The organism is Bradyrhizobium sp. 195, from assembly GCF_023101665.1.
GTDB lineage: Bacteria > Pseudomonadota > Alphaproteobacteria > Rhizobiales > Xanthobacteraceae > Bradyrhizobium.
Genome location: NZ_CP082161.1, coordinates 6,520,360 through 6,545,779, shown reverse-complemented (window position 1 = coordinate 6,545,779; position 25,420 = coordinate 6,520,360). Strand labels below are relative to the sequence as shown.

General features: G+C 65.5%; 23 protein-coding genes and 1 pseudogene. 15 read left to right on the top strand and 9 right to left on the bottom strand.

Annotated features, from left to right (window positions below):
- Nucleotides 1-148: 148 nt before the first annotated feature.
- The gene (locus tag IVB26_RS30620; protein WP_247968773.1) at nt 149-949 is read right to left on the bottom strand and encodes a hypothetical protein; all 801 of its coding nucleotides are present in this window, start codon (nt 947-949) and stop codon (nt 149-151) included.
- Between the two features lie 229 nt (nt 950-1,178).
- Here IVB26_RS30620 and IVB26_RS30615 point away from each other — a divergent pair, with 229 nt between their 5' ends.
- Nucleotides 1,179-1,472, top strand: coding sequence for an antibiotic biosynthesis monooxygenase (locus IVB26_RS30615; RefSeq protein WP_027575542.1), 294 nt, complete (start codon nt 1,179-1,181; stop codon nt 1,470-1,472).
- A gap of 194 nt (nt 1,473-1,666) precedes the next feature.
- On the opposite strand, the gene IVB26_RS30610 is transcribed toward IVB26_RS30615, so the two are convergent.
- The gene (locus IVB26_RS30610) at nt 1,667-3,112 is read right to left on the bottom strand and encodes a helix-turn-helix domain-containing protein (RefSeq protein ID WP_247968772.1); all 1,446 of its coding nucleotides are present in this window, start codon (nt 3,110-3,112) and stop codon (nt 1,667-1,669) included.
- Between the two features lie 225 nt (nt 3,113-3,337).
- Here IVB26_RS30610 and IVB26_RS30605 point away from each other — a divergent pair, with 225 nt between their 5' ends.
- From IVB26_RS30605 to IVB26_RS30595, 3 genes are all read left to right on the top strand, one after another.
- Nucleotides 3,338-4,972 (top strand): isocitrate lyase, encoded by a 1,635-nt coding sequence (locus IVB26_RS30605; protein ID WP_247968771.1) that lies wholly within the window; start codon nt 3,338-3,340, stop codon nt 4,970-4,972.
- Between the two features lie 30 nt (nt 4,973-5,002).
- Nucleotides 5,003-5,212 (top strand): DUF4170 domain-containing protein, encoded by a 210-nt coding sequence (locus IVB26_RS30600; protein WP_018323282.1) that lies wholly within the window; start codon nt 5,003-5,005, stop codon nt 5,210-5,212.
- A gap of 183 nt (nt 5,213-5,395) precedes the next feature.
- Nucleotides 5,396-5,950, top strand: a complete 555-nt coding sequence (locus IVB26_RS30595) for a hypothetical protein (RefSeq protein ID WP_247968770.1) — start codon at nt 5,396-5,398, stop codon at nt 5,948-5,950.
- A gap of 119 nt (nt 5,951-6,069) precedes the next feature.
- On the opposite strand, the gene IVB26_RS30590 is transcribed toward IVB26_RS30595, so the two are convergent.
- A complete protein-coding gene (locus IVB26_RS30590; RefSeq protein WP_247973309.1) occupies nt 6,070-6,951 on the bottom strand; it encodes a metallophosphoesterase family protein in 882 nt (293 codons plus the stop codon).
- Between the two features lie 105 nt (nt 6,952-7,056).
- Between IVB26_RS30590 and IVB26_RS30585 the strand changes: the two genes are divergently transcribed.
- From IVB26_RS30585 to IVB26_RS30570, 4 genes and pseudogenes are all read left to right on the top strand, one after another.
- Complete coding sequence (locus IVB26_RS30585) at nt 7,057-7,548, top strand: NUDIX domain-containing protein (RefSeq protein WP_247968769.1); 492 nt, start codon at nt 7,057-7,059, stop codon at nt 7,546-7,548.
- Between the two features lie 9 nt (nt 7,549-7,557).
- The gene (locus tag IVB26_RS30580; RefSeq protein ID WP_247968768.1) at nt 7,558-7,752 is read left to right on the top strand and encodes a hypothetical protein; all 195 of its coding nucleotides are present in this window, start codon (nt 7,558-7,560) and stop codon (nt 7,750-7,752) included.
- Nucleotides 7,749-8,257 (top strand): annotated as a pseudogene (locus tag IVB26_RS30575) (glycosyltransferase family 2 protein); the annotation flags it as partial. The gene IVB26_RS30580 and the pseudogene IVB26_RS30575, both read left to right, overlap by 4 nt.
- Before the next feature lie 165 nt (nt 8,258-8,422).
- Nucleotides 8,423-8,941, top strand: a complete 519-nt coding sequence (locus IVB26_RS30570; protein ID WP_247968767.1) for a GNAT family N-acetyltransferase — start codon at nt 8,423-8,425, stop codon at nt 8,939-8,941.
- A 261-nt stretch (nt 8,942-9,202) separates the two neighbouring features.
- Here IVB26_RS30570 and IVB26_RS30565 read toward each other — a convergent pair whose 3' ends face one another.
- The 6 genes from IVB26_RS30565 to IVB26_RS30540 form a co-directional block, all read right to left on the bottom strand.
- The gene (locus tag IVB26_RS30565) at nt 9,203-11,572 is read right to left on the bottom strand and encodes a TonB-dependent receptor (RefSeq protein WP_247968766.1); all 2,370 of its coding nucleotides are present in this window, start codon (nt 11,570-11,572) and stop codon (nt 9,203-9,205) included.
- A gap of 142 nt (nt 11,573-11,714) precedes the next feature.
- Nucleotides 11,715-12,131, bottom strand: coding sequence for a DUF2946 domain-containing protein (locus IVB26_RS30560; RefSeq protein ID WP_247968765.1), 417 nt, complete (start codon nt 12,129-12,131; stop codon nt 11,715-11,717).
- A 378-nt stretch (nt 12,132-12,509) separates the two neighbouring features.
- Nucleotides 12,510-14,573 carry a hypothetical protein gene (locus IVB26_RS30555; RefSeq protein ID WP_247968764.1) on the bottom strand — a complete coding sequence of 688 codons (2,064 nt, stop codon included), beginning with the start codon at nt 14,571-14,573 and terminating at the stop codon, nt 12,510-12,512.
- A gap of 67 nt (nt 14,574-14,640) precedes the next feature.
- Nucleotides 14,641-17,445 (bottom strand): DUF4159 domain-containing protein, encoded by a 2,805-nt coding sequence (locus tag IVB26_RS30550; RefSeq protein ID WP_247968763.1) that lies wholly within the window; start codon nt 17,443-17,445, stop codon nt 14,641-14,643.
- Nucleotides 17,442-18,386, bottom strand: a complete 945-nt coding sequence (locus tag IVB26_RS30545; RefSeq protein WP_247968762.1) for a DUF58 domain-containing protein — start codon at nt 18,384-18,386, stop codon at nt 17,442-17,444. The genes IVB26_RS30550 and IVB26_RS30545 overlap by 4 nt, the downstream gene beginning before the upstream one ends.
- A complete protein-coding gene (locus IVB26_RS30540) occupies nt 18,386-19,384 on the bottom strand; it encodes an AAA family ATPase (protein ID WP_247319681.1) in 999 nt (332 codons plus the stop codon). Before IVB26_RS30540 ends, IVB26_RS30545 begins: the two co-directional genes overlap by 1 nt.
- Nucleotides 19,385-19,656: 272 nt before the next feature.
- Here IVB26_RS30540 and IVB26_RS30535 point away from each other — a divergent pair, with 272 nt between their 5' ends.
- The 7 genes from IVB26_RS30535 to IVB26_RS30505 all read left to right on the top strand — a co-directional run bounded on the left by IVB26_RS30535 (nt 19,657) and on the right by IVB26_RS30505 (nt 25,245).
- Nucleotides 19,657-20,268, top strand: coding sequence for a DUF1285 domain-containing protein (locus tag IVB26_RS30535; RefSeq protein WP_247968761.1), 612 nt, complete (start codon nt 19,657-19,659; stop codon nt 20,266-20,268).
- A 32-nt stretch (nt 20,269-20,300) separates the two neighbouring features.
- Nucleotides 20,301-20,936 (top strand): CoA pyrophosphatase, encoded by a 636-nt coding sequence (locus tag IVB26_RS30530; protein ID WP_458309378.1) that lies wholly within the window; start codon nt 20,301-20,303, stop codon nt 20,934-20,936.
- Complete coding sequence (locus IVB26_RS30525; protein ID WP_247968759.1) at nt 20,933-21,196, top strand: DUF6111 family protein; 264 nt, start codon at nt 20,933-20,935, stop codon at nt 21,194-21,196. Before IVB26_RS30530 ends, IVB26_RS30525 begins: the two co-directional genes overlap by 4 nt.
- Before the next feature lie 10 nt (nt 21,197-21,206).
- Nucleotides 21,207-22,475, top strand: a complete 1,269-nt coding sequence (locus IVB26_RS30520; RefSeq protein WP_247968758.1) for a CCA tRNA nucleotidyltransferase — start codon at nt 21,207-21,209, stop codon at nt 22,473-22,475.
- Nucleotides 22,472-23,242, top strand: coding sequence for a sulfite exporter TauE/SafE family protein (locus tag IVB26_RS30515; RefSeq protein ID WP_247968757.1), 771 nt, complete (start codon nt 22,472-22,474; stop codon nt 23,240-23,242). The genes IVB26_RS30520 and IVB26_RS30515 overlap by 4 nt, the downstream gene beginning before the upstream one ends.
- A 207-nt stretch (nt 23,243-23,449) precedes the next feature.
- A complete protein-coding gene (locus IVB26_RS30510; RefSeq protein WP_247968756.1) occupies nt 23,450-24,451 on the top strand; it encodes an ABC transporter substrate-binding protein in 1,002 nt (333 codons plus the stop codon).
- Between the two features lie 551 nt (nt 24,452-25,002).
- Nucleotides 25,003-25,245, top strand: coding sequence for a hypothetical protein (locus tag IVB26_RS30505; RefSeq protein ID WP_247968755.1), 243 nt, complete (start codon nt 25,003-25,005; stop codon nt 25,243-25,245).
- The last annotated feature ends 175 nt before the right edge of the window (nt 25,246-25,420 follow it).

Genomic DNA, 25,420 nt, shown 5'->3' with positions numbered 1-25,420 from the left:
TCGATGCGGGCGGGACTATGCAGATCGGGCCCTGCCTTGGCAATTCCCGCCGGGGCGTCATCCGCAGCTTCCAGCCTGCAAAACAAAAAAAGCCGCGCATTTCGCGCGGCTCTTTGGCTGCTTGGCGTACGCAGTTTCTACGTTCGCCTCACTTCAGCGAGGCGACCGGGCCGTTTGCCGCCGCTGGCTCGGGGTCGAAGCCGAACACGCCGACCAGATATTTGTAATAGTCCGGCATCTTCTCCTTGAGCGCCTCGCGCGACTTCGGGTCGTGGAATTCGCTCTTTCCGGACAGGAAGATGCTGGCGGTCACCGCAAAGAACTCCATCGGGTTCTTCATCGCATAGGAGTCCTTGGGGAGAAGGTCCTTGGACTTGGCAAGCGCGTAGTAGGCGATCACGCCCTTGTTGGCATAGCCGTCCGGCAACAGCCGCGCGTGGTAGGCGTGCAGCAGCTCGTGCAGCAGCACGGCCTCCTTCTCGTACCGCATCATGTCCGGGCGCAGCATGATCACGCCGAGCCCGGAATCGACCGCGAGGTCGACGGCGTTCGGGTTGGTCCAGCGCTGCTTGTTCGGGTCCCACACCGTGAGCGTTCGCGGCGCAGTGCGGTGGATCTCCGGCGTGACCCGGCCGTAGCAGGCGGTCGCGGCGCCTTCGTCGAGGCAGGCCAGCTCGCTGGCGACGATCGGCACAGTATGGAAGAAGCGCAGCACGCGCGGTGAGAGGCCAGCGCCTTCCACGAGGTCAATCTGCTGCTTCAGATTGTCGGTTAGCTTGTCGACGTCCTTGCGGTCGGAATTTTCCGACAGGTCGAACATGTAGCCGCGGTAGCTCTGGAAGCCCGGCGGCAGCGACTGCGCTGCGTCGGCATCGAGCGATCCGGCATGGGATGGATTGGCGAAGAGCGCGCCGACGATGGTCGCCGTCAGCAGCAACGCAATGCGCATGATGAACCCCCTGATGTCACTTCGCCCGGCACAATAGGCCGCCGGTGTTTGCGAAAAGTGAGTGGGGCAAGACTAAGGCACCGATGTTGAGGCGTGCTTAATCCTTGGTTGCAGATCGCAAAGGCGGATTAGGGTGGGGTTAACCAAGCATGGATTGGCGGCGGGCTTCGGCGTAACATCCGCTCCGGGCACCATGCCCTCACATCAGTAGCCGGAAGGGAGGATTGCCATGTATGCCGCCATCCGTCAGGCCAAGGCGAAGAGCGGGAGCGCTGAGGAACTGGCGCGCCGCATCAAGGACGGCGCCGTTCCGATCATCAGCGACGTCGACGGCTTCCGCGCCTATTACGTCGTCTATGCCGGTGACGACACGGTCACCGCGATCTCGATCTTCGACAAGTTCGAGCAGGCCGAGGAGGCAAACAAGCGCGCCATCGCCTGGATCGAGAAGGATCTCGGCCCGTTGCTCGCGGGGCACGCGAGCGCGGCTGCGGGGCCGGTGATCGTGCATACGCTGGCGTAGGCGTTAGGCAGATCAATCAAGCCGCATCCCCTACTGTCATGCCCCGCGAAGGCGGGACATCCAGTACTCCGCGGCGTTTCGGCTCAATCACCGTGGCCGCGGAGTACTGGATCGCCCGCCTTCGCGGGCGATCCAGCGGTGGGTATGGCGTTCGCTCTTCGCCAATACATGCTGCGCTTTACGGTGCCCGTTCCTCACAACTCCCGCGCATTCGAGAACGCGAAACTCGACACCCGCCGCGTCGTCTCGTCCAGGATCAGCGTGCGCGTGATCGGCGGCTCGGCGCGCTGGGCACAGTTTTCGCGCTCGCACAGGCGGCAATTGACGCCGATCGGCGTGCCCTCGGTTTTCTCGAGGTCCATGCCGGCGGCATAGGTCAGGCGCGCGGCGTGACGGATCTCGCAGCCGAGGCCGATGGCGAAGCGCGGTTGCGGCAGCGGGTGCGGCGCGACGGGGCGGCGCACCATCTGCGCGATCGAGAAATAGCGCGTGCCGTCGGACAGCTCGATCACCTGCTTGAGCAGGCGATCCGGCGTGTCGAAGGTCGAGTGTACGTTCCACAGCGGACAGGTGCCGCCGAACTTCGAGAACGGGAAGGTGCCGGAGGAGAAGCGCTTCGAGACGTTGCCGGCATTGTCGACGCGCAAGAGGAAGAACGGAATGCCGCGCGCGTTCGGCCGCTGCAGGGTGGTGAGGCGGTGGCAGACCTGCTCGAAGCCGGAGTTGAAGCGCTGCGCCAGCACGTGGATGTCGTAATTCAGGGCTTCGGCTGCGGCCAGGAACGCCGGATAGGGCATCATCACGGCAGCAGCAAAATAGTTGCCGAGCGTGATGCGGAACAGGCGGCGCGGCGCATCGTCGAGCGGGCCGGCGCGGCCGATGATGGTTTCCAGGGCCTGCGCGCATTCACCCAAGCCAAGCTGGAAGGCAAGCTGGAAGGCGCGGCCGGGCGGATCGACGAGCTCGGAGATCAGCAGCTGGCGGCGATGACGATCAAACCGCCGGAGCGTCTCACGCATCACGTCGACAGGCATGACGCGGGTCTGGATCGAATGCTTTTCGCGCAGCCGCGCCGCGAGCGCTGCATAGAGTCCCTCGGCCGGGACGTTCAACTCGTCGCGAAGAGTCTCCGCGGCCTGCTCGAGCTCCGGAAAATAGTTGCGATTGGCCTCGATCAGCTCGCGCACGCGCTCGACCGGATTGGCCTCATAGCGGGTGCCGACGTCGCGGTCGGCCATCTGGGCTGCGGCCAGCGTCTCGCCCTGGCGGGCCTCGGTATAGGCGGCGTAGAGCCGCTGCAGCGCATGGGTGACGCCGGGGCAGAGCTCGGCGAGGTCGCGCAGCTCCTGCTTGGGAACGTCGATCTGGCGGAACAGCGGGTCGGAGAAGATCTCGTTGAGCTCGGCAAAGAAGCGGTCCTCGTCGGCGGTGGCGAGGTCGCGCAAATCGAGGTCGTAGGTTTCGGCCAGCCGCAGCAGGATCTGCGCCGTCACCGGGCGCTGGTTGCGCTCGATCAGGTTGACATAGCTCGGCGAGATCCCGAGCCCCTCGGCGATCTGGGTCTGCGACAGTCCCAATTGCTGCCGGATCCTCCGGAACCGCGGGCCGACGAAGAGTTTCTTGCCGGTATTGGCGGGCATTTCTCAGGTCTCCATGCGCATCAAAGGACAGTCTTGCTGACCTATAATTTTACAAACTTTACAAAATAACATCTGTTACATGTTCTGATGTTACATGACATCACCATTAAGAAACAAGCCATCTATACGAAGTTTCTGTTTTCGCGTTTAGCTCCTGACACGCATCTCGCAATGCACTGTCAAGAATGTCGATGGCTAGCCATCGTCAGCAAGAGGATCAGGCACATGAACTACCAGCCGCGCGGCATCAGCACCTTCCAGGGCCCGGGTTCGTATCAGGACGAGGTCAAGGCGGCCCAGGCGCTGCTCGAGACCCAGCCAACTTGGAACGGCGTGTCGGCCGAGGCCGTGGCCCGCATGCGCCTCCAGAACCGCTTCAAGACCGGTCTCGACGTCGCCCGCTACACCGCGGCGCTGATGCGGGCCGACATGGCCGCCTATGACAACGACCCGACCAAGTACACCCAGTCGCTGGGCTGCTGGCACGGCTTCATCGCCCAGCAGAAGCTGATCTCGGTCAAGAAGCACTTCGGCGGCAAGACCGATCGCACCTATCTGTACCTCTCGGGCTGGATGATCGCGGCGCTGCGCTCCGATTTCGGCCCGCTGCCCGACCAGTCGATGCACGAGAAGACCTCGGTGCCGGCGCTGATCGAGGAGCTCTACACCTTCCTGCGTCAGGCGGATTCGCGTGAACTCAACGACATCTTCCGTCTCCTCGACAAGGCGCGCAAGGAAGGCGACCAGACCCGTGAGAAGGAGCTGATCGCGAAGATCGACAACTTCCAGACCCACGTCGTGCCCGTCATCGCCGACATCGACGCCGGCTTCGGCAACGCCGAGGCGACCTATCTGCTTGCCAAGAAGATGATCGAAGCGGGTGCCTGCGCGCTCCAGATCGAGAACCAGGTCTCCGACGAGAAGCAGTGCGGTCACCAGGACGGCAAGGTCACCGTGCCGCACGAGGTGTTCATCGCGAAGATCCGCGCCTGCCGCCACGCCTTCCTCGAGCTCGGCGTCGAAGACGGCGTTATCGTGACCCGCACCGACTCGCTCGGCGCCGGCCTGACGCAGCAGATCGCCGTCAGCCACAAGCCCGGTGATATCGGCGACCAGTACAACAGCTTCCTCGATTGCGAGGAAGTGACGGCGGAGAACGCCCGCAATGGCGACGTTATCATCAGCCGCAACGGCAAGATGATGCGTCCGAAGCGGCTGCCCTCCAACCTCTACCAGTTCCGTCCTGGTACTGGCGAAGACCGCTGCGTGCTCGACAGCATCACCTCGCTGCAGAACGGCGCCGACCTGCTCTGGATCGAGACCGAGAAGCCGCATATCGAGCAGATCGCCAAAATGGTCGATCGGATCCGCAAGGTCGTCCCGAACGCCAAGCTGGCCTACAACAACTCGCCGTCCTTCAACTGGACGCTGAACTTCCGTTGGCAGGTCTACGACGCGATGAAGGAAGCCGGCAAGGACGTCAGCAAGTACAACCGTGCCGAGCTGATGAAGCCGGAATACGACGATACGCCGCTGGCGCAGGAAGCCGACGAGCGCATCCGCACCTTCCAGGCGGATTCGGCCAAGCGCGCCGGCATCTTCCATCACCTGATCACGTTGCCGACCTATCACACGGCGGCGCTCTCGACCGATAATCTGGCGAAGGAATATTTCGGCGAGCAGGGCATGCTCGGCTACGTCAAGAACGTGCAGCGCGCCGAGATCCGTCAGGGTATCGCCTGCGCCAAGCATCAGAACATGGCCGGCTCCGATATCGGTGACGACCACAAGGAGTACTTCGCGGGCGAGGCTGCCCTGAAGGCGGGCGGCGCCCACAACACGATGAACCAGTTCGGCTAACGCAGCACGCACCGAAACAGGAGACTGACAATGACCAAAGGCAGCAATTTCTGGGTGATCGGCGGCGAGTTCGGTTCGATGAACTTCCACAAGCTGGTGGAAGGCTCGGCCCAGGTGCAGGGTCCGTTCAAGACCCGCAAGGAGGCCGAGGACGCCTGGCGCACGGTCTCGGAAGAGAACCGTCACAAGGCCGGCGTCCGCTTCTCGATCGTGGAAGAGCCGTCGCGCGTCTCGGCCTGACGCCCTGAATTAAGAAGACGTCCAAGGACGGATGGTCCCATCCAGGCTCTGCCTGGGTGGGATCGTCTGTTTTTGGCACAGGTGAAACGGCTGTGGGCGCCGTAAGTATCTGGAATTGTAGGCCTTTGCGGAGGATGTGGTTGCTGATAGGTTAATGGCGGATAGTCGAGGACGAGGCCGACAATGTCAGAGCCCGAGACCAGCGGGACCCATCCCGGCCAGCCGCGCCCGGTGCGGCTGCGCGATGCGCTGCTGCGCGCGCGGATCGAGGCCGCCGACCGGACCGGCGTCGTCGTCGATCTCAGGGACGCCGAGGTGGCGCGGCTCGAGATCCTCAACGACGCGCTCGATCCGCTGTTCGCGCAGGTGCCTGATCAGATCGACCTGTTCGACCGCGGCATCAGCCAGGGCGATACGCCGAGACTGTGGATCGACGTTGTCGCGCACATCGTGATGGGGCGCGACAAGCGCATGTACCGCTTCGTCCAGGACACCCGCTTCGGCCGCATCGTGCTCGCCGAATCGCACGACACCGCCGTGATCGTCGAGGCCGTCACCGACTATGTCGCGCGCCGCATGGTGGAGCGCGAGCACGCGATGGTGGTCCCGCCCGAACCGAAGCCCGAGGTCGCGCCGCCGCCGCGACGCTCGCGGGTATGGCCGTTCGTGTTCGGCTTCGTCCTCGGTGCTGCCGCGTTGTTCGGGGTTGCCGTGGTGGCGGCGTTGCGGAGCTGGTGAGGCATCTTCGGTCGTCATTCCGGGGCGCGCGAAGCGAACCCGGAATCCATTCATCAGCACGTATTGCGGCCTGATGGATTCCGGGTTCATGCTTCGCATGCCCCGGAATGACAGCAGGTCTAAATCAACCTCACATGCTTGATCTGCCCGATCTGAAACCCTGCTCCCAGGCTCCGCACCGTCTGCTCACAGCGCCAGCCGGCATTGTCCTTCTCGACCGTGAACAGATTATACGCCGCCGCCGGGTAGTGCCCGTGCGCGAGCGCGGAGGCCGAGGGCACGCCGAGCGCGGGAATGTTGCCGTTCGGCCCCTCGAACCACATCGTCGAATGAATGTGGTCGTGCCCGTGCAGGATCAGCTCGACGCCATGGCGCTTGAGTAGCGCCAGCAGCGCGGCCGAATCTGTCATCCGCTTCTGCCGCGCGCCGGACTTCAGCGGATGGTGCACCAGCAGCACGCGAAACACGTCTTCAGTCGCGAGCCGTTCGAGCACTGCTGCGAGCGAGGCGAGCTGATTGCGTCCGAGCGTGCCCGTCGCCATCAGCGGCAGGGTTGGCACCGCCGTCGACAGGCTGATCAAGGCAAGCGGCCCGCGCCGGCGCACGGACGGAAAACCGATGCTGCCGTCGTCGCCCGCAAGATAGGGGCCAAACGTCTCGCCGAAGCGATGCGAGGTGGCGCGGACATAGGCGTCGTGATTGCCGGGAATCGCGGTGACGCGGTCGGGCGGGCCAACGCCGTCGAGCCAGGCGCGGGCAGGAGCGAACTCGGCTTCCAGCGCCAGGTTGACGAGATCGCCCGTCACCGCGATGTGGTCGGGCGCCTGCATCTTCATGTCGGCGACCAGCGCGTCGAGCACTTCGCGGCGCTGGTACTTGTGGCGGTTGCGCGTCCAGTTGACATAGCCGAGCACGCGCTTGCCGGCGAGCTCGATCAGCCGCGGCTTCGGCAAGGGCGGCAGATGCGGATCGGACAGATGGGCGAGCGTGAAGGGGGCCAGCGTGTTGGGAGTCATGGCGCGCGATTGCCTCGCTATTGCTCCACTGTAATGGCAAGGTCGCAGGCAACGTGCAAGCGGGGCCGGAAGCGGCCTCATGGGAGCGTGATGGAAGATCGTCTGAACAGCGTTCGCAGGAAATTCGAGCCGTTGCTGCGGCGAATCTTCCACGCCTATTTCCTCGTCGTCCGCGGCATGACGCTCGGCGTCCGCGCCGTGGTGCTGGATGCCGAGAACCGGGTGTTCCTGGTCCGGCACAGCTACGTCAGCGGCTGGCACCTGCCCGGCGGCGGCGTCGACCATGGCGAGACCATGGAGCAGGCGATGCGGCGCGAGCTCAAGGAGGAGGGCGATATCGACCTCACCGGAGCAGTAAGCCTGCACGGCATCTTCCTCAACAGCCACGTCTCCCGCCGCGACCACGTCGCGGTCTATGTGGTCAGGCAGTTCAGGCAGGAGCGCCCGCCCGAGCCCAACCGCGAGATCGTCGAATGCCAGTTCTTTCCGATCACGGCGTTGCCCGAGGGCACTACGCCTGGCACGCGGCTTCGGATCGCGGAAGTGCTGGACGGCCGGCCAATGATTGCGACGTGGCGCTGACGGCGGCCTGTGCGAGCAAGCAGCCCGAAAAGGCCGCCACGGACGCCGGATGAAGATCGCCAAATCGCCTTCGGTCTGATCTGCCTCGCGATCCTCGCCAGCAACGTCGCCACGATGTCGCGCTGGACCGAGGCGCGCATGCTGCCGCCGCAGGCCGCGCCGCTCGGGCGCGAGCCGGCAAGCCTCGGAGTGCCGTCGCGATGACCTCAACGCAACTTCGCATCGCGCTGCTGGTGCCCTGCTACAATGAGGAAGCGGTGGTCGCGACCGTCATTGCCGATTCCGCAAGGCGCTGCCCTCGGCCGAGATCTACGTCTACGACAACAATTCGCGCGACATACCGCGGCGGTCGCGCGCGAAGCGGGCGCGATCGTGCGCAGCGAGCGGCGGCAGGGCAAGGGCCACGTCGTGCGTCGCATGTTCGCCGACGTCGAGGCCGACATCTATGTGCTGGTCGATGGTGATGCCACCTACGATGCGGCGAGCGCGCCGCGCATGATCGACAGGCTGCTCGATGATCATCTCGACATGGTGGTCGGTCTTCGCGTCGATCAGGGCCGCCTACCGGCTCGGCCACCGCACTGGCAACCGTATGCTGACGGGCTTCCTGGCGTCGACCTTCGGTCACACGTTCAAGGACATCCTGTCCGGCTACCGCGTGTTCTCACGCCGCTTCGTCAAGTCCTTCCCGGTCCTCTCGGACAGCTTCGCCCCTGCTCTCGGTGTCGTCGGGGCTCGTGCTCGACACGGTGACGCGAGGGCGGCGGGAAATGAAGATGCTGGCCTACCTGTCCCGACCTCCGATGAAAAGGAGCTGAACGCCTTCGCTGCCCGATGGACCGCGCTGCGTTCAGGTGCTATCCCGCGAATTGACATGACCGATCTCTCATTGACCATCCTTCCCGAGGCCGCCGGCGACGCCCAGTCGATCGAGCGGCTGCATGAACGTACCTTCGGTCCCGGCCGCTTCGTGCTCAGCGCCTACCGGATTCGCGAGCACGTCGACCATCTGCTCGAATTGTCCTTCACCGCCCGCATCGGCACACTGCTGGTCGGCTCCGTCAGGCAATTGCCGGTGCTGGTCGGCGAAACGCCTGCGCTGCTGCTGGGGCCGCTCACGGTCGAGCCGCCGTTCCGCGGCCGCGGTGTCGGCCGTCTGTTGATGGAGCGCGCGCTCAAGGACGCAAAGGCGAAAGGCCACCGTCTCGTGCTGCTGGTCGGCGACGAGCCCTATTACAGCCGTGTCGGCTTCAAGCCGGTCCCGAAGGGCCGCGTCACCATGCCGGGCCCTGTCGACGCTGCCCGCATCCTGGTGTTCGAACTCGTCGACGGCGCCTTCGACGGCGTGTCCGGCCCGGTCGGCCCCGACTGGAGCAAGGCGCGGGCAGGGTAGTTCGTAGCCCGGATGGAGCGCAGCGTAATCCGGGAAGGTCTGCCCGCAACGCGAGAACCCCGGATTACGCTGCACTCCATCCGGGCCTACTGTCCTGCGCGTTAGAAGGACGGCAGCGGCTCCTCATACTCCGTCATTGCGAGCGCAGCGAAGCAATCCAGGCTGCCTCCGCTGAAAGATTCTGGATTGCTTCGCTGCGCTCGCAATGACGGTGTGGCGGCGGTGTGCGTCGGGGCCCGTGGGCCCCGACTAACTCAAGGATCAAAACTTGAAGTTCGCAAACGCCCGCACGCCGATGCCGGGCATCAGCACCTCGTCCTTGGTGTAGGACACTGAGTTGCGGATGTTCTCGTTGAGGAGATTGTTGCCGACGATGCCGGCCATCAGCTCGCGCGCGCCGAACCAGTTGCGGTCGAGCTTGGTCTTGTAGCTGATTTCGGCCTTCAGCAGATTGTAGCCCGCCGTCGGCGTCTCTGCGATCACGGCGACGTTGTTCTGCGCGAAGGCATGCAGCAGGTTGACGCGCATCAGCCAGTTGTCGTCGCGCCAGAACACGCCGCCGCCCATCCGCATGGGCGGAATCCGCGGCACGTTGGTGCCGTCGCTGAACGTGGCGCGGACGAAGTCGAACTGGTTGTCGATGCCCCAGATGCCGCCCTGGAAAGCGCCGACGTCGAGCTGCGACTGGAATTCGCCACCGCGGAAGTTGGCATTGCGCTGCGAGTAGACGGCCTGGTTCAGCTCGGCGCCCGGCGTGCCGCAGGATGCAAAGTCATCGTCGCAGGACACGCCGGTGAGACGGCGATAGATGAAATTGTCGAAATGCGTGTAGTAGACCGTCGCCTCGAAGCGGAACGGTCCCGTCGCCCTGCGCACGCCGAGTTCGACCGACTTCGCGGTCTCGATGGTGAGGTTCGGATTGCCGATGTCGAACGTCGCCGTCGCATCATGTCCACCACGCGAAAACAGCTCGGCGGCCTTCGGTGCGCGTTCGACATATTGCGCGGTGATGCTGCCGACCATGCCGCCCGGCAGGTCCTGCAGCAGGCCGATGCTGCCGCTCTTCGGCGTGAACGACGGATTGCGCGCGATCGCCGCTTGCGGCGTGCCGTCGGGCAGATAATCGGCCGGGAAGTCCGGCGTCGTGCCGTGCAGCTCGACGTGCTCGATGCGGCCGGCGACCTGCGCCCGCGTCGCCGCCGTGAACTTGAACTCGTTGAAGGCGTAGCCGGCAACGCGCGTGCTGTTGTTGGGGTCCCACAGGCCGTTGAACAACGTACCGGGATTGTCCGGGCTCGGTGCGCTCAATTCCTGATGGCCGACCTGGAAGCCCAGCGCCGTCGTCACCTCGGCGAAGCGCGCGTTGAACGGCATCAGCTGCACCTCGGTGCGGATTTCCTGCTCCTTGTTGGTGAAGGTCTGGCGTATGCCGTCGCTGTTGAGGTCGGCGGGATCGGCAAGGCCGATCTCGTTGTGGCGGTAGTCGGTCGCGCCGGCCCAGAAGCGGACGGCGTCGATCGCGGCCGCATCAGGATGGTACTCGCCCTTGACGTTGATCTTGGTCTGGTGGCCGTCGATCCGTGTGTGGTGGTCGGCGCCGTCGATGCCGGGGATGTGGTAGAGCGAGTCGTTCTGCGTGATCGACGCGCCGATATAGCCGCCCTGGAAGAAGTAGGAGCCGCCGATCGAGGCACCGTCCGAACGCGTCGCCGAGTTCGGCTGGCGGCCGTTCACGGGGCGCGACTGATCGTTCAGATACGGATAGCTCGGAATGGAATAGTCCGAGGTCGTGCGGCCATAGGCGTCGGCATGGAACGCAAAATTGCCGCCGCCGGTGTCGAGCAGCACGCCGCTTTCGACGCCGCGATCGACCGAAGAGAACGCGGTGCGGGTCTCGGCGGTGACGCAGGGTGAGGTCGCGGCGCTCGCGAGCGGAGCCTTGGTCGGCAGGCCGTAGGTCTGGAACGATGGAGCGCAGGAAGGCACCGCTTCCGGAATCCGGTTGTTGGTGGCGCTGACGACGCCGCCGATCGAGGTCGAGCCGTAGCGGAGTGCTGCCGGCCCGCGCACCACTTCGATCTGGTTGGTGGCGAGCGGATCGATCGGAACGAAATGATCCTCGCCGAGATCGGACGCGCCGCTCGAATTGGTGCCATTTTCGACGATGCCGACGCGGTTGACGTCGAGACCACGGATGATCGGCCGGCTGGAGGCGCCGGGCGCGAAGCTCGAGCCGGTGATGCCGGGCTTGGAGAACAGGAGATCGCCGAGCTGGCCGCCGCCTTCGCGGCGGATCTCGTCGTTCGGCACCACCGTGACCGTCGCGAACTGATTGGTCACGATTGGCAGCACGCCCTGCTGGGGCGCGGCGGGTGCTTGGGCTGCTGGCGTTGCTTCCGCCGTTTGCTCGCGGTTGCGCACCCGCGCGGTCCGCGTGCCGCGGCCAGCGTTGCGGGACGGCACCGCCGCTCTGCGCACGATCGGGCTCGGCGCCGTCACGGTGACGGCGGGGATCTCGGTCGACGATTTGTCTTGCGCAGGCGTTTGGGCGAAAGCGGGCGTGGCGGCAGCGCCGAGCAGGAGCAGGCTTGCTCCGCCAAGACGCTGCGCGCGTCGCAATTGAAATGACATGATCCTGATTCCAGCCAGGCCGTCCGCATGTTGTTTGTTGACGGGAGGCGGCCTGCCGTCGCGGCGCGACGGAATTCGACTTCAACTTCTCCCAGGCATTCGCCGATTTGCAGCGAGCCCGGGCGTGATCAAGAGTTGGAAGTCAGGAGGCAGGAGGGGCGCGCGGCTGGAATGCCGTGCCGGCCGATTTCAGATGAATGAATTCGGCATCGGTGGTGCGGAGGAGCAGCTCGATCGCCTGCGGCAGCAACAATACGGGCGGTGCCGCGAATACGACGGTGCCCGCCATTGCGACGACGGCGCAGATTGCGCAATTGTCCTCGTCGGGGTGCTCGCGGTCGGGGCTTGAGGGCGATTGCTTCTGAACCGCTGTGCGGTCGACCGCAACAACGCCCTTGGCGCTCTCCTTGGCGCCGTCGGCCTGTTGCAGCGTGGCTTGGGCAAGCGGTGCGGCCTGGGCGAACCAATGGCTGTGGCCGAACGTCAAAGCGAACTGCACCAGCATCGCGAACAACGCGAGCCGGGCGCCGTGCCTTATATTCGACCGGAACCACTTCATCTGGAAAAGCCACCCCACATCGCGAGACGCCAATCCGCGGCGGCTGCGATGTTATAATGTAACATCGCTCGATCGGTTGGCGGATGTCAACGGCAGTCAGGCGATCCCGCAAGGGTGGCCGCGTGATGTGTCGTTCGGGCAACTAGCGTCTGTAGGATGAGCCTCGCCGAGCGCGCCAACGGAGGTGCGTCCCTCCCCCCTTGTGGGGGAGGGTTAGGGAGAGGGGTTGCCCGGGAAAAGGTCTCGGTTGTTGATGACGCACCGAGGAAGGACGCGCGACGGAAAGAACCCCCGTGTGGCACCCCCCCTCCCTGACCCTCCCCCACAAGGGGGGAGGGAACGGAGAGAGCGTCGCGGCTAAACTCGATTTATCACGCCTTAGCGCCCTTCGCGCACCCACGTCGCCGCGAAGGCGCCGAGCAGTAGCAGCAGGCCGATCACGCCGGCGAAGATCGGCAGCACGCCGACACCTTTCACCACGCTGGCATCGCGCATCCGCACGCCCATCCAGCCGTCGCCATGGAACATGCCCACCGAGCGCACCGGCAGGATGCGCGGCAGCTCGACGCTTGAGCCATTGGCCACGCGGACGGCGTCGCCGCCGGTCGCTTGCGTCAGCGGCTTCAACGTGTCGGTGGTGGAGGTGACTTCCGAAAACTCCTTCGGATTGGTCGGGCCGACATTGATCAGCGCCTTCAGCGTGCCGTCGGTCGCCTGCCACAGGCCGAGCTCGCTCGCCGGAAGGCTGGCGCGCCACTCGCCGGGATCGGCAGCCGCGAGCGTCAAATCGCGCGACACGCCCGACGGCGAGGTCACGCTCACCGGCTGAACGCTGTCGGCCATGGTCTGACGCACCACGACGAGGTCCTTGCCCTGCACCTGCAGACGCAGCGCCTCTTCATCGAGGTCCGGCTGCTTCATCAGCCAGTGTGACATCCGCCTGAGCAGATCGAGATGCGGGCCACCGCCCTCATAACCGCGCGCCCACAGCCAGATGTGATCGGACAGCAAGAGCGCAACCCGGCCCTCGCCGAAGCGCGACAGGAACAGAAGCGGCTTGCCGTCGGCCCCCGTCATCACCGGCGGGTTGACGGAATTGCGGGTGTCGACCGTCCTGAAGAAGCGGCTCCAGCGTGGCGGCTCGCTGGCGGAGCCCTCCAGGGCGCGCGTGACGGGGTGGCGTTTGCCGACGTCGGACAGATGCGCATAGAACGGCTTTTCCGTCACGCCGACGGGTTCGGCCGGCAGCACCGTATCCAGCGGCGTGCGCCAGATGCTGGTGTTGGAGGCGTAGTCGGGTCCGGCCGAGACCAGCACTGCGCCGCCCGCGCGGACATAGCGCGCGATGTTGTCGAAATAGGCGATCGGCAGCACGCCCTGGCGGGCGTAGCGGTCGAAGATGATCAGCTGGAATTCGTTGATCTTCTGCTGGAACAATTCGCGGGTCGGAAACGCGATCAGCGACAATTCGTTGATCGGCGTGCCGTCCTGCTTCTCCGGCGGACGCAGAATGGTGAAGTGCACGAGGTCGACGCTGGCGTCGGACTTGAGCAGATTGCGCCATGTGCGCTCGCCCGAATGCGGCTCGCCCGAGACCAGCAGCACGCGCAGCTTGTCGCGGACGCCATCGATGGCGACGACGGCGCGGTTGTTCACCGGCGTCAGCTCCTTCTCGAGCGGCGAAGCCTCGATTTCGACGATGTTCGGACCGGCATGCTTGATGTCGACGTCGACGCTCGCGGCCTGGCCGCTCGACAGCGTGCGCTCGTTGATGACCTCGCCGTCCCTGCGGACCGTGACCTTGGCGCGCTCGCCGGTGACGCCCTGGTCGTCGAGGCGGTAGCTGATAGTCTGGGTCTGCCCGACGATGCCGAAGCGGGGCGCAGCCGTGATCGCGATGCGGCGATCGCGCTCGTCCTTCTGCCCGGTGATCAGCGCGTGCACCGGCGCCTGGAAGCCAAGCGCGGCGGCGTTCGCAGGAATGTCATGGACGCGGCCGTCGGTGATCAGGAACGCGCCGGCGACGCGGTCGACCGGCACGTCCGACAAGGTCGAGCCGAGGGCGCCGAACAGCTTTGTGCCGTCGGTCTCACCGTCGGCCTGTCCGGCGTCGACGACGCGGACTTCGAGACCCTTGATCTTCTTCAGGCTGTCGACCAGCGCCTCCTGCGCCTGCGCGGCCTCGCGGTTGCGGTTGCCGAAATTCTGGCTCGGGCTCTTGTCGACGACGACGGCGGCAACCGAGGTGAGGGGATCGCGGTCCTCGCGGGTGAAAGAGGGATTGGAGAGCGCCAGCAGGAACAGCGCCAGCGCGGCCACGCGCACGGCGGCGCCACGCGCGCGCGCGAGCAGCAGCACGAGCGCGACGACGACGATCGCAGCGAGGGCGAGCCAGAGGACGATCGCAGGGACAAGCGGCGTGAACGCGATGCCGTAATTCATGTCGATCTTCTATTCGTTGTGAGCATGATCTCGCCGGAAAACCGGCTTCCACTTTTCCGGATCATGCTCATTGCCCCAGCCGTTCGATCAGGGCCGGTGCGTGCACCTGGTCGGCCTTGTAGTTGCCGGTCAGGGTGTACATCACGATGTTGGCGCCGGCGCGGTAGGCGAATTCGCGCTGGCGGGTGTCGCCGCCGGTCACGGGCAGCATGGCCTGGCCGTCGGGCCGCACCGCCCAGGCGCCGGCAAGATCGTTCGAGGTGATGATGATCGGCGAGACGCCGTCGCCGCCGCGCGCCGGCCGCTGCGCGCTGTCCTCGTCCTCGTCGCGCGGCAGGGTCTCGACCCAGGTCTGGCCGGTGACGAAGCGGCCGGGGAAGTCGCGCAGCAGATAGAAGGTCTTGGTCAGCACGTGCTCGCGCGGCACCGGCTCGAGCTCGGGCACGTCGAGCGAGGACAGGATCTCGCGCAGCGTCTGCATGCCCGGGGTCTGTGCCGCGCCGTTTGCGCCGGGCGGTGCTTCGATCGCATCGCGCGTGTCGAACAGCACGGTGCCGCCCTGCTTCATGTAGGCGTCGATCTTGTTGATGGCATCGCGCGGCGGCTTGGGCGCGCCCGGCACGATCGGCCAGTAGATCAGCGGGAAGAAGGCGAGCTCGTCGCGCGCAGGATCGACCCCGACGGGATCGCCGGCCTCGAGCGCGGTGCGCTGCGCCAGGAACAGCGTCAGCCCGTTCAGGCCGGCCTTGACGATGGAATCGACGTCGGCATTGCCCGTGACGACATAGGCGAGGCGGGTCTGCGACGTCGCCTTCATCGCGAAATCGTCCGCGGCGCCGTCGGCGCGTGACGGCGCCGGCGAGAGCGATGCGAACAGCAGGCCAAGGACGATCATCGCAGGCGCGGCGCGGCGGCGCAGCAGCGCGGCGATCCCGCCGCCGAGCACCGCGACGATGATGGCGTCGATCAGGAACAGCGCGAGCGCCGTCGACAGCAGCCAGCCACGCAAGTCCCGCGGCTCGGAATTGGTGTAGGTGGCGTGCCGGGCGCGCAGGCTCGCGGTATTGAGGGCCGCGATGCGGTCGGCGCTGGCAAGCGTGTTCACGGCGAGAGGTCCTTCGGCCGGACCATAGAAGCCCGGCGGATGATCGGGAGTGGCGCGGTCGCGATAGTCCGCGGGCAGGGGCTTTGCGGTCGCCGGCGGCGGACCGAAGGCGCCAAAACCGTCGAGCATGTGCAGCGGCGCCACCGTTTCAGTGGTCGCTTCGCTGGCAACGCCTGCGCCGGGCTTGGACGTGTAGCCGGACATGTCGACCACCCGCCGCAGCATTTCGACGAAGGTGCCCGACATCGGCAAATCCGACCAGCGCATGTCGGCGCTGACGTGGAATAGGCTGACGAGGCCCTTGCCGCGATGCTCGCCGGTCACGAGCGGCGTTCCGTCTTCCAGCGAGGCCCAGCTCTTGGTGGCGAGCACCGCGTCGGGCTCGGCCAGCACCTGGCGGCTCACGGTGACGTCCCTGGGGACTGCGACGCCGGCAAACGGGCCGTCGGCGGCGAAGGAGGCCAGATGCTGCGGCTTCTCCCAGGTCAGGCTGCCGCCGAGCGTGCGGCCGCCCTTACGCAGCTTGACCGGCACGAGATCGTCTTCGGCCTGCGCCAGCCGGGGACCTGCGAACCGCACCAGCACGCCGCCCTGGTCGATCCAGGCATTGACGCGCTCGCGCAGCTCAGGGGCGATGGTGCCGACATCGGCGAGGATGATCATCGGCAGCTTCTGGTCGAGAAATTGCGTGATGCCCTGCTGCGGCGAGCCCTTGTCGGCGAGCCTGACGTCGGCGAACGGCGCCAGCGCGCGGGTGAGGTAGAAGGTCGGCGCCAGCAGCGGCTGCGCGGTCTCGCTGGTCGCGCCCGAGACGATGCCGATGGCGCGGCGGCGCCAGCGCTTGTCGAGCAGCTGCACCGCGCCGGCGGAGCGCTCGCCCGAGATCTCGAGCCGGGTGATGTCGTTGCGCAGCTCGACCGGCAGATCGAAGGAAGCGTCGGTCTCCTTGTCCTGCGGGCCGAACGTATAACGGGCTTCTCCGATCGGCGAGGCCTTCTGGTCCAGCGCGCGCACGGTGCCGACAGCGATGCCGCTGTCGGTGCGCAGCACCTTCACCGTCATCCGGGCGGCCGCGTTCTCGGCCGCAACCAGCGCCAGCGGCGAGGAGGTGCCGCCTTCGAACACGGTCAGGCTGCGCTCGCCCATGGTCTTGCCGAGGCCCTGCACGAAGTCCTCGCCACGGCCGGTGTCGACGCTGTCCGACAGCCATGCGATCTCGCAATCGCCGGTGGCTTTCAGGAAGCGGTCGATTGCAGCCAGCGTCTCGACGCGGTCGATCGAATAGGGTTTTGGCGCGAGCTGGCGCAGCGCGACGCGCGCCGCGCCCGCCGGCATCAGCGTGATGTCGCGGTTCGGCTCGGACAGCGGCACCAGTGCGATGGCGCGGCGGTCGTTATCGGCGTTGGCGATCAGCTCGTCGGCGGCCCTGATCCTGACGTCCCAGTGCGAGGCCGCGCTCCAGCCGTCGTCGAACATGATCATCAGCGGCGCCTTGCTGCCGGCGAGGCCCGTTTGCGGATTCCAGATCGGGCCGGCGGCCGCGAAAATGACGAGCGCTGCAGCCAGGAGGCGCAATGCGGTCAGCCACCATGGCGTCCGCGAGGGCGTCTCTTCCCTTGGCGCAATGTCGAACAACAGGCGCGTCGGCGGAAACTCGATGCGGCGCGGCCGCGGCGGCATCACGCGCAGCAGCCACCACAGCACCGGAAGGCTGATAAGCCCGATCAGGAGCAGCGGTTGGGTGAAGGCGAGCGGCAGTCCCATCATGCGGCCGGCCCCACCTTGATCGTCGTGGTGCGGGCGCCCGACTTGCTCACCTGCATGCCGGCATGCAGGAACAGCAGCAGCTCGGCGGCGGAGCGATCGGTGGCGTGCGTCGTGAACAGCCAGTCGAGCTTGCCCGTCTCGGCGCGGATCTGGTCGCGGTGCAGCGCGAGCCGCGCGGTGTAATCCTGTGCCCAGCTCTCGGCGCGGCCGGCGGTGATCACGCCGAACCCTTCGGGCTCGACGAACTCGACGCGGCCGGAATAGGGGAACGATTCTTCGGCGGGATCGACGATCTGCACCAGCGTGCCGTGCGCGCCGGAGCCGGAGAGCCCTGCGAGCGTGGCCCTGATCTCTGATATCGGCGACCAGAAATCCGACAGCACGATCGTCTCGGCGAGCGCCGCAGGCACGAAGGACGGCGGCAGGCTGAGACGATCGGCATCGTCATGCAGCATCGCCTGCGCCATCTTGTCGATGACGCTGCGGCTCGCCGTCGGCGCCATCAGCCCGGGAATGCCGACGCGTTCGCCGCCGGAGACCAGCAGCTCGGCCAGCGCGAAGGCGACGATCAGAGTCCGTTCGAGCTTGGACTCGCGCGCACTCTTCGAGGCGAATGCCATCGAGGGCGAGCGGTCGGGCCAGATCCAGACCGTGTGCGAGGCTTCCCATTCGAGCTCGCGGACATAGAGATGGTCGTCGCGCGCCGAGCGCCGCCAGTCGACGTTCTGCGCCGGCTCGCCGGAGACGAAGCGGCGATATTGCCAGAAATTCTCGCCGGAGCCGGCGCGGCGCCGACCATGCAGACCGTGGATGACGTTGGCGGCGATACGGCGGGCCTCGAGCACCAGGCGCGGCAAGGAAGCTGCGAGCGTGCGGCTTTCGCCATCGGCACGTCGGATCGCAATGATCTCCTTTGCTGCGTGCCCGTTCTCCGCTGCCATCAACCGATCCGTGTCTTCAATTGCCGGATCACGTCCGGAATCGTGCGGCCTTCTGCGCGCGCCTGGAACGTCAGCGCCATGCGGTGCTTCAGCACCGGCTCGGCGAGGTCGAGCACGTCGTCGACCGAGGGCGCGAGGCGTCCGTCGATCAGCGCACGCGCGCGCACGGCCAGCATCAGCGATTGGCTGGCGCGCGGGCCGGGGCCCCAGGCGATGAACTTGCCGGCTTCGCCGGCGTCCGGACCGGGACGGGCCGAGCGCACCAGCGACAGGATCGCCTCCACCACGGAATCGCCGACCGGCAGGCGCCGGATCAGCCGCTGCGCGGTGATCAGCGCATCCGCGGTCATCGCCCCCCTCGCCAGCGTTTCCTCGGCGCCGGTGGTCTCGAACAGGATGCGGCGCTCGGCGTCGCGATCGGGATAGTCGACGTCGATCTCCATCAGGAAGCGGTCGAGCTGCGCTTCGGGCAGCGGATAGGTGCCTTCCTGCTCCAGCGGGTTCTGCGTCGCGAGCACGTGGAAGGGCTTTGGCAGATCGTGGCGCGCGCCGGCGACGGTGATGTGCTGCTCCTGCATCGCCTGCAGCAGCGCCGACTGCGTCCGCGGGCTGGCGCGGTTGATCTCGTCCGCCATCAGCAGCTGCGCGAACACCGGACCTGAAATGAAGCGGAAGGCGCGCTTGCCGGCGGTGCTCTCATCGAGCACTTCGGCGCCGAGAATGTCCGACGGCATCAAATCGGGCGTGAACTGGATGCGCTTGGCATCGAGACCGAGCGTGACGCCGAGCGTCTCGACCAGCTTGGTCTTGGCAAGACCCGGCACACCGATCAGCAGCGCATGGCCGCCGGAGAGGATGGTGACCAGCGTGTTCTCGATCACGCGATCCTGGCCGAAGATGACGGATGCGATCGCCTCTTTCGCTGCGCGAATCTGGCCCGACACCTGCTCGGCCGAACGGACGATCCCGTCCTCGAGTTTCTCGACACTCTCCGCCATCCGTTCGCTCCTTCAGCCCGCCATGCGGCTTGCCTGCGTCGTCACGTCAGCACGTCACGGCAGGCCATCACGCTAGATCATGGGCCCTATGCTAGACTTGCAGGAAGGCCATGTATTCGTTGAATTAACCTATCCCCACCTTATCGGCTTCGGGTTATGTACGGCATCACGAAGTGGCGACCTCCCCACCGCACTGATCCGGGGTGGAACCGAGCACCAACCTACAACGTAGACCTGCACCAATCGTGCCAAGGACAAAGTCAGGGCAAACCATGGCGAACCAAGGGCAGAGCGCCGATCGCAGTCTCGAAGGGCTGACTGCCGCCGCAAAAAGCGCTGCCAATCCCGAAGGCGCCAAAAAGGGCCTGCCTCCGGTGCATCTGTGGAATCCGCCATTTTGCGGCGATCTCGACATCCGAATCGCCTCCGACGGTACTTGGTTCTACATGGGGACGCCAATCGGGCGCCCCGCTCTGGTCCGGCTGTTTTCGACCATCTTGAAGCGCGAGGGCGACAAGCATTTCCTGGTCACGCCGGTGGAGAAGGTCGGCATTCGCGTCGATGATGCGCCGTTCATGGCAGTCGAAATGCAGAAAGACGGCGAGGACAACCATCGCGTGCTGCGCTTCCGCACCAATGTCGACGACTGGGTCGCCTGCGACGCCGCGCACCGGCTCCGCTTCGAGCAGGCCAGGGACGGCGGGCTGACGCCGTACTTGCATGTCCGCGCCGAGCTCTGGGCCAAGGTCACGCGCGCGCTCTACTACGATCTGGTTGACATGGGTGAGGAGCGGATGGTCGATGGCCAGCCGATGTTCGGCGTCGAATCATCAGGCGAATTCTTCGCCATGGCCGATGCGGAGCAGGTGAGGGCCGCGCTTTGAACAAGGCTATTCCCAAGAACGATCGGGCCGTGATGGGCGCGGCGGATTTCTTCGCGCGCTCCCGGGCCAAGCTCGATTTCGACGTCCCGGCCGGCCTCTACGATCCCAACATCATCCCCGCCTCGGGCGATCCCGGCACCGACAAGATGCTGGAGATCATCGCGCGCGAGCAGCCGGTGCGCCCCGCCGCGGTCCTGATCGCGGTGGTCGACCATCCCGAGCCGACCATCCTCTTGACGCAGCGCTCGGCGCATCTGAACGACCATGCCGGCCAGATCGCCTTTCCCGGCGGCAAGATCGACGCGACCGACTCCTCGCCGCTGGACGCGGCGCTGCGCGAGGCCGAGGAGGAAGTCGGGCTGTCCAGGGACTTCGTCGAGCCGCTCGGCTATCTCGATCTCTACGGCACGGGGTTCGGCTTCCGCATCTTGCCGACCGTCGCCAAAGTGCGACCGGGCTTTCAGCTCACCATCAACCATTCCGAGGTTGATGACGCGTTCGAGGTGCCGCTATCCTTCCTGATGAATCCAGTGAATCATCAGGTGCACAGCAAGGAATTCCGCGGCATGGAGCGCTCCTACTACGCGATGCCGTTCGCGGAACGCTATATCTGGGGTGCGACGGCCGGAATGCTGCGTGTGCTGTATGAGCGGATCTATTCGTTATGATCCGGCCGGTTCTGACCGAGATCGGAATCTTCCTCATTCCCTTTGCCGTCTATGCGCTGTTCCTGGCCGCCACGCGGTCCGGCCTGTTCGCGCGATCGTCCTGGCCCGTGGCGATCGTCGCGCGTCTCGCACTGGCGGCGATCGTGCTGGTCATCGCGGGCCTGATCGGACTTGCACACTTCTCCGGCGCGTCACCGGATTCGACCTACGTTCCCGCCCATATCGAGAACGGCAGGCTGGTGCCGGGCGTGGAAAAATAGGGGCAGCACGATGAGCGCGGAGCCGCTACTTGCGCCAATTCTTGCCGATGCGCCCTGGCTGATCTCTGGCGGGACCGCGCGCGTCCTGCAATTGCTCAACGCTGAGGGCGAGGAGGCGCGGGTGGTCGGCGGCGCCGTGCGCAACGCGCTGCTCGGTCTTGAGCCCGGCGACATCGACATCGCGACCACGGCGCGGCCGGAGGAGGTGATAAGGCGCGCCAAGGCTGCCGGCATCAAGAGCGTGCCGACCGGCATCGATCACGGCACCACCACGCTGGTGATCGACAGCCACCCCTATGAAGTCACGACGCTGCGTGAGGACACCGAGACCTTCGGGCGCAAGGCCAAGGTCGCGTTCGGCCGCGACTGGGTGAAGGATGCCGAGCGGCGGGACTTCACCATGAACGGCCTGTCGGTCGATGCGGCCGGCGTCGTCTACGACCATGTCGGCGGCATCGCGGATGCGAAAGCGCGCCGCGTGCGCTTCATCGGCGATCCCGACCAGCGCATCGCCGAGGATTATCTGCGCATCCTGCGCTTCTTCCGCATCCACGCCGCCTTCGGCGCCGGCGAGCCCGACCGCGACGGCTATCTCGCCTGCATCCGGGGACGTGCGGGCCTCGCCAGCCTCTCGGCCGAGCGGGTGCGGATGGAGATGCTGAAGCTGCTGGTGACATCAGGCGCATCCGCGGCCGCGCTGGCCATGGCCGAGGGCGGATTGCTGCAAGCGCTGACCGGCGGCGTCGTCTATACCGGGCCGCTGGCGACGATGATTGCGATCGAGCGCGAGCTCGGCCTCACCGCGAGCAGCACGCGGCGCCTCGCCGCGCTGACCGTCGCGGTGACCGAAGATGCCAAGCGCGTCGCCGCGCGCTTGCGGCTGTCCAACGCCGAGACCAAGGCGCTGGATTCGATGGGCCACCGCTGGTGGCGCTTGGCCGCCAAGGACGAAGCCAATGCACGGCGGCTGCTCTACCGGCTCGGGGCCGAGCGCTATCACGATCGTGTGTTGCTGGGATGGGCGCGGGCCGGCGGCGATGTCACCTCAATGCACTGGCGCGCGCTCGCCGAGCTGCCGCAGCGCTGGACTGCGCCGAAATTTCCGTTGAAGGCCGCGGATTTCATCGCGCGCGGCCTGGCCGAGGGACCTGCGCTCGGACATGTGTTGACGCTCGCCGAGGACGCTTGGCTTGCGGCGGATTTTCCCCTAGATGAAGCCGCGCTCGCTTCCATCGCCGATCAAGCTGCGGCCCGCATCAGCCGCGACGAGAGAACGTGACCATCGTCTCAGCCCTCGCCGACATCTCGATTTTTCAGCTCCTGCTGGTCGCGTTGATGGCGTTGTTTGCTTCGATCATCGGTGGTCTCGCCGGTTATGGCACCGGCGCCTTGATGCCGCTGGTGCTTGTGCCCCTCGTCGGCGCCGAGCCCGTGGTGCCGATCATCGCGATCTCCGCCATCTTCACCAATTCCAGCCGCGCGCTTGCCTATATCCGTTATGCCGATCGCCGCCGCGCGCTGATCGTGCTGGCCTGCGCGGGCCTAACGACGGCGCTCGGCGCTTACGGCTATACGCGTCTGACCAATGCGGGCGCGGCGCTCGTGATCGGCGCCATGCTGATCCTGAGCGTGCCGCTGCGCCGCGTGCTCCGTCGTCGAAGCGTGCGGATCGGCGACACCGGCCTTGCTGCCGGCTCGGTCGGCTACGGCGTGCTGGTCGGCGGCACCTCCGGTTCGGGCGTGATCCTGCTCTCGCTCCTGATGGCGGCAGGGCTCGAAGGCGCCGCCGTGATCGCCACCGACGCGATGATCTCGCTCGGCACCGGCCTCATCAAGATCTCCGTGTTCGGGCTCGCCGGCGCCGTCACCGCGCAGGTGCTCGCCTTCGCGCTGCTGATCGGCGCGATTGCGATCCCCGGTGCGTTCCTGGCAAAAGCCTTCGTCGAACGGATGCCGGTGCACATCCACACCGCGATCCTGGACGTAGCCGTCATCACCGGCGGGCTCGTGATGATCTCGGCGGTGGCGAGGCAGTTCGTAGCGTAGATGATTTGGGCCAATTGGCGTTCGCAACTTGCCCGCGATCGAGGCTCGTTCTTTTGAGCGTCGGCTGCGGAACGCCAAATCGGAGGTCGCCCGGCTCAACTGTCCGCGGCAGCTGTTGGACCCATTGCGGAACTCAATCCATCCGTGGCAAGCTTCCTCCTATTCCGGCCGAAGCTTTCAGCACCCCGCCCCCCACCAGGAGGATCGATGCGGCGCAGGCATTTCCTCGGCATTGTCGCCACGGTCATGGCCGCTTCCGCGCGATTGGCCCACGGTCAGACCAAGGCAACTCTGCCTACGATCGGGCTTCTCGTGCATCTTAAGGAGGACACCGATCTTGTGAGACAGAGAGTGACTGTGCTGCACAAAGGTCTCGCAGATGAAGGGCTCATTGAGGGAACGCACTATTCTCTTGTGAAGCGTTTTCTCGAAGGCGACTACAGCCGTATCGATAGCCTTGTACAGGAGTTGGGCTCGCTCAAGCCGCGTGTCCTGGTTATTGGCACGATGGGGATTAGCGCGACCCGCAAACTCTACCCGGACCTTCCGGTTGTATTCACCGGCGTTGCGGCAGATCCGATCGCCATGGGACTTGCTCAAAGCTACGTGCATCCGGGCGGAATGATCACCGGCAACGTGATGAACGCGGTAGGCGGCGAAGAGACCATGGCCCAAAAGCGTCTCGGGTTGTTCCGCGAACTCGTGCCTAACTTGAAACGGTTGGGCGTGATGGGACCTGCCGGCGGGGTGCTGCTGCTTAAGGAGAAGCAGGCCCTTCAGAAGGTTGCCGAAGCAGTCGGCTTTCAAGTTCTGCCCTACGATATCAAAACGCCGGATGATTTGGAGGGTGCCTTCGCTGCGGGCCTAAGCGATGAGGTTGACGCATTTTATATCTCGGGCGAGCCGCTTCTGTTTGCGCATATGCCAAAGGTGATGGAGCTCGTAACGGCATCACGAAAGCCCACCTTTGGCCCTTACCCCGAATGGGGGCGGGCCGGTCTCCTTCTCTCATACTCCACCGATCCGATGGAAGGATGGCGAAACGCTGGGTCGTATGCAGGAAAGATTTTCAAAGGCACCAAGCCCGGCGACCTGCCTATCCTGCAGGCCAGCAAATTCCTTTTCGTAATCAATCAGAAAACGGCAAGGTCGCTCGGCATCGCGGTGCCTCCGGCGCTTCTGGCACTCGCAGATGAGGTGATTGAGTAGAATTTGGATCTCCGCTCTTGCCCCGTTGGAGACTTGTGTCCGCCTATGGGGATAGACCGGAAGCTCTTTGGTAAAGGGCAACCCGCGCGATAGCGCATCGTGACAACTCCGCTGTCACCAAAATTATCATGTCACTTCAGGGGGGCAGTCCAGCACTGTCACCGTAACCGCAATCGAAGAACAGGTCGCTCGCCCTTCGTTCGTACGTGGTCAATGCGCCCGCCCGACGGTTGCCGTTTTGTCGGGCTCGCCGTGACTCGCGGTATGCACGTCGCTGTCACCGACCCAGCGTGCAAGCATGATGGCCAGGGCAAACATGAATGCGATGATCGCTATGCGCTGCATGCGATGTAAATGCCGAATGGCCCTACAAGGTTGCGTTCCCCGCCGTGTCGGAGGTTGGAGGAACCGGTAGGCCGTCCATTATTGGAAGTGCAATCAAGGCGAAGGGGGCTTTGTTCCAGGCGGAGCCTTTCACCGCGCAAGGTGTTGCGAAGAGGAACCACGGAGATCGGAGCAGGTTGCTTCGTCAACGACATGGGAGGACGCGCATGGATATGAAGGAAGCCTCGGCAATGACGGAAGCGTCCGGGCTGACGAACGAGCTCAGTGCCGTCAAGCAATCGTCCGGCCGACCGTCGGCCTCGCCGCCGGAAACAGCGGGCCGTCGGCCGTCTTCGTCGGACTTCGCGATGAAATGGGCCGACCAGTTGCGCGAGACAACTGTGAAGGCGCCTCTGCGCTCGCTCCTTGTCGCATTTCTTCTTGGCGCCTGGTTCGTGCGCCGGCACTAGGTTGCGAGCCTTCAAGGCGAGACGTTCGTCGGCTCTCGAAAACTTGCCGGTGATAAATGGAGGGGAAGGATGAAGCTCTTTGTGATCACGGCGGCCATCCTGCTAGGCAGCATCTCGTTTGCAATTGCGCAAAGTTCAGGAGGCGGTTCGGGTGGCTCGTCATCCGCTGGCGGTG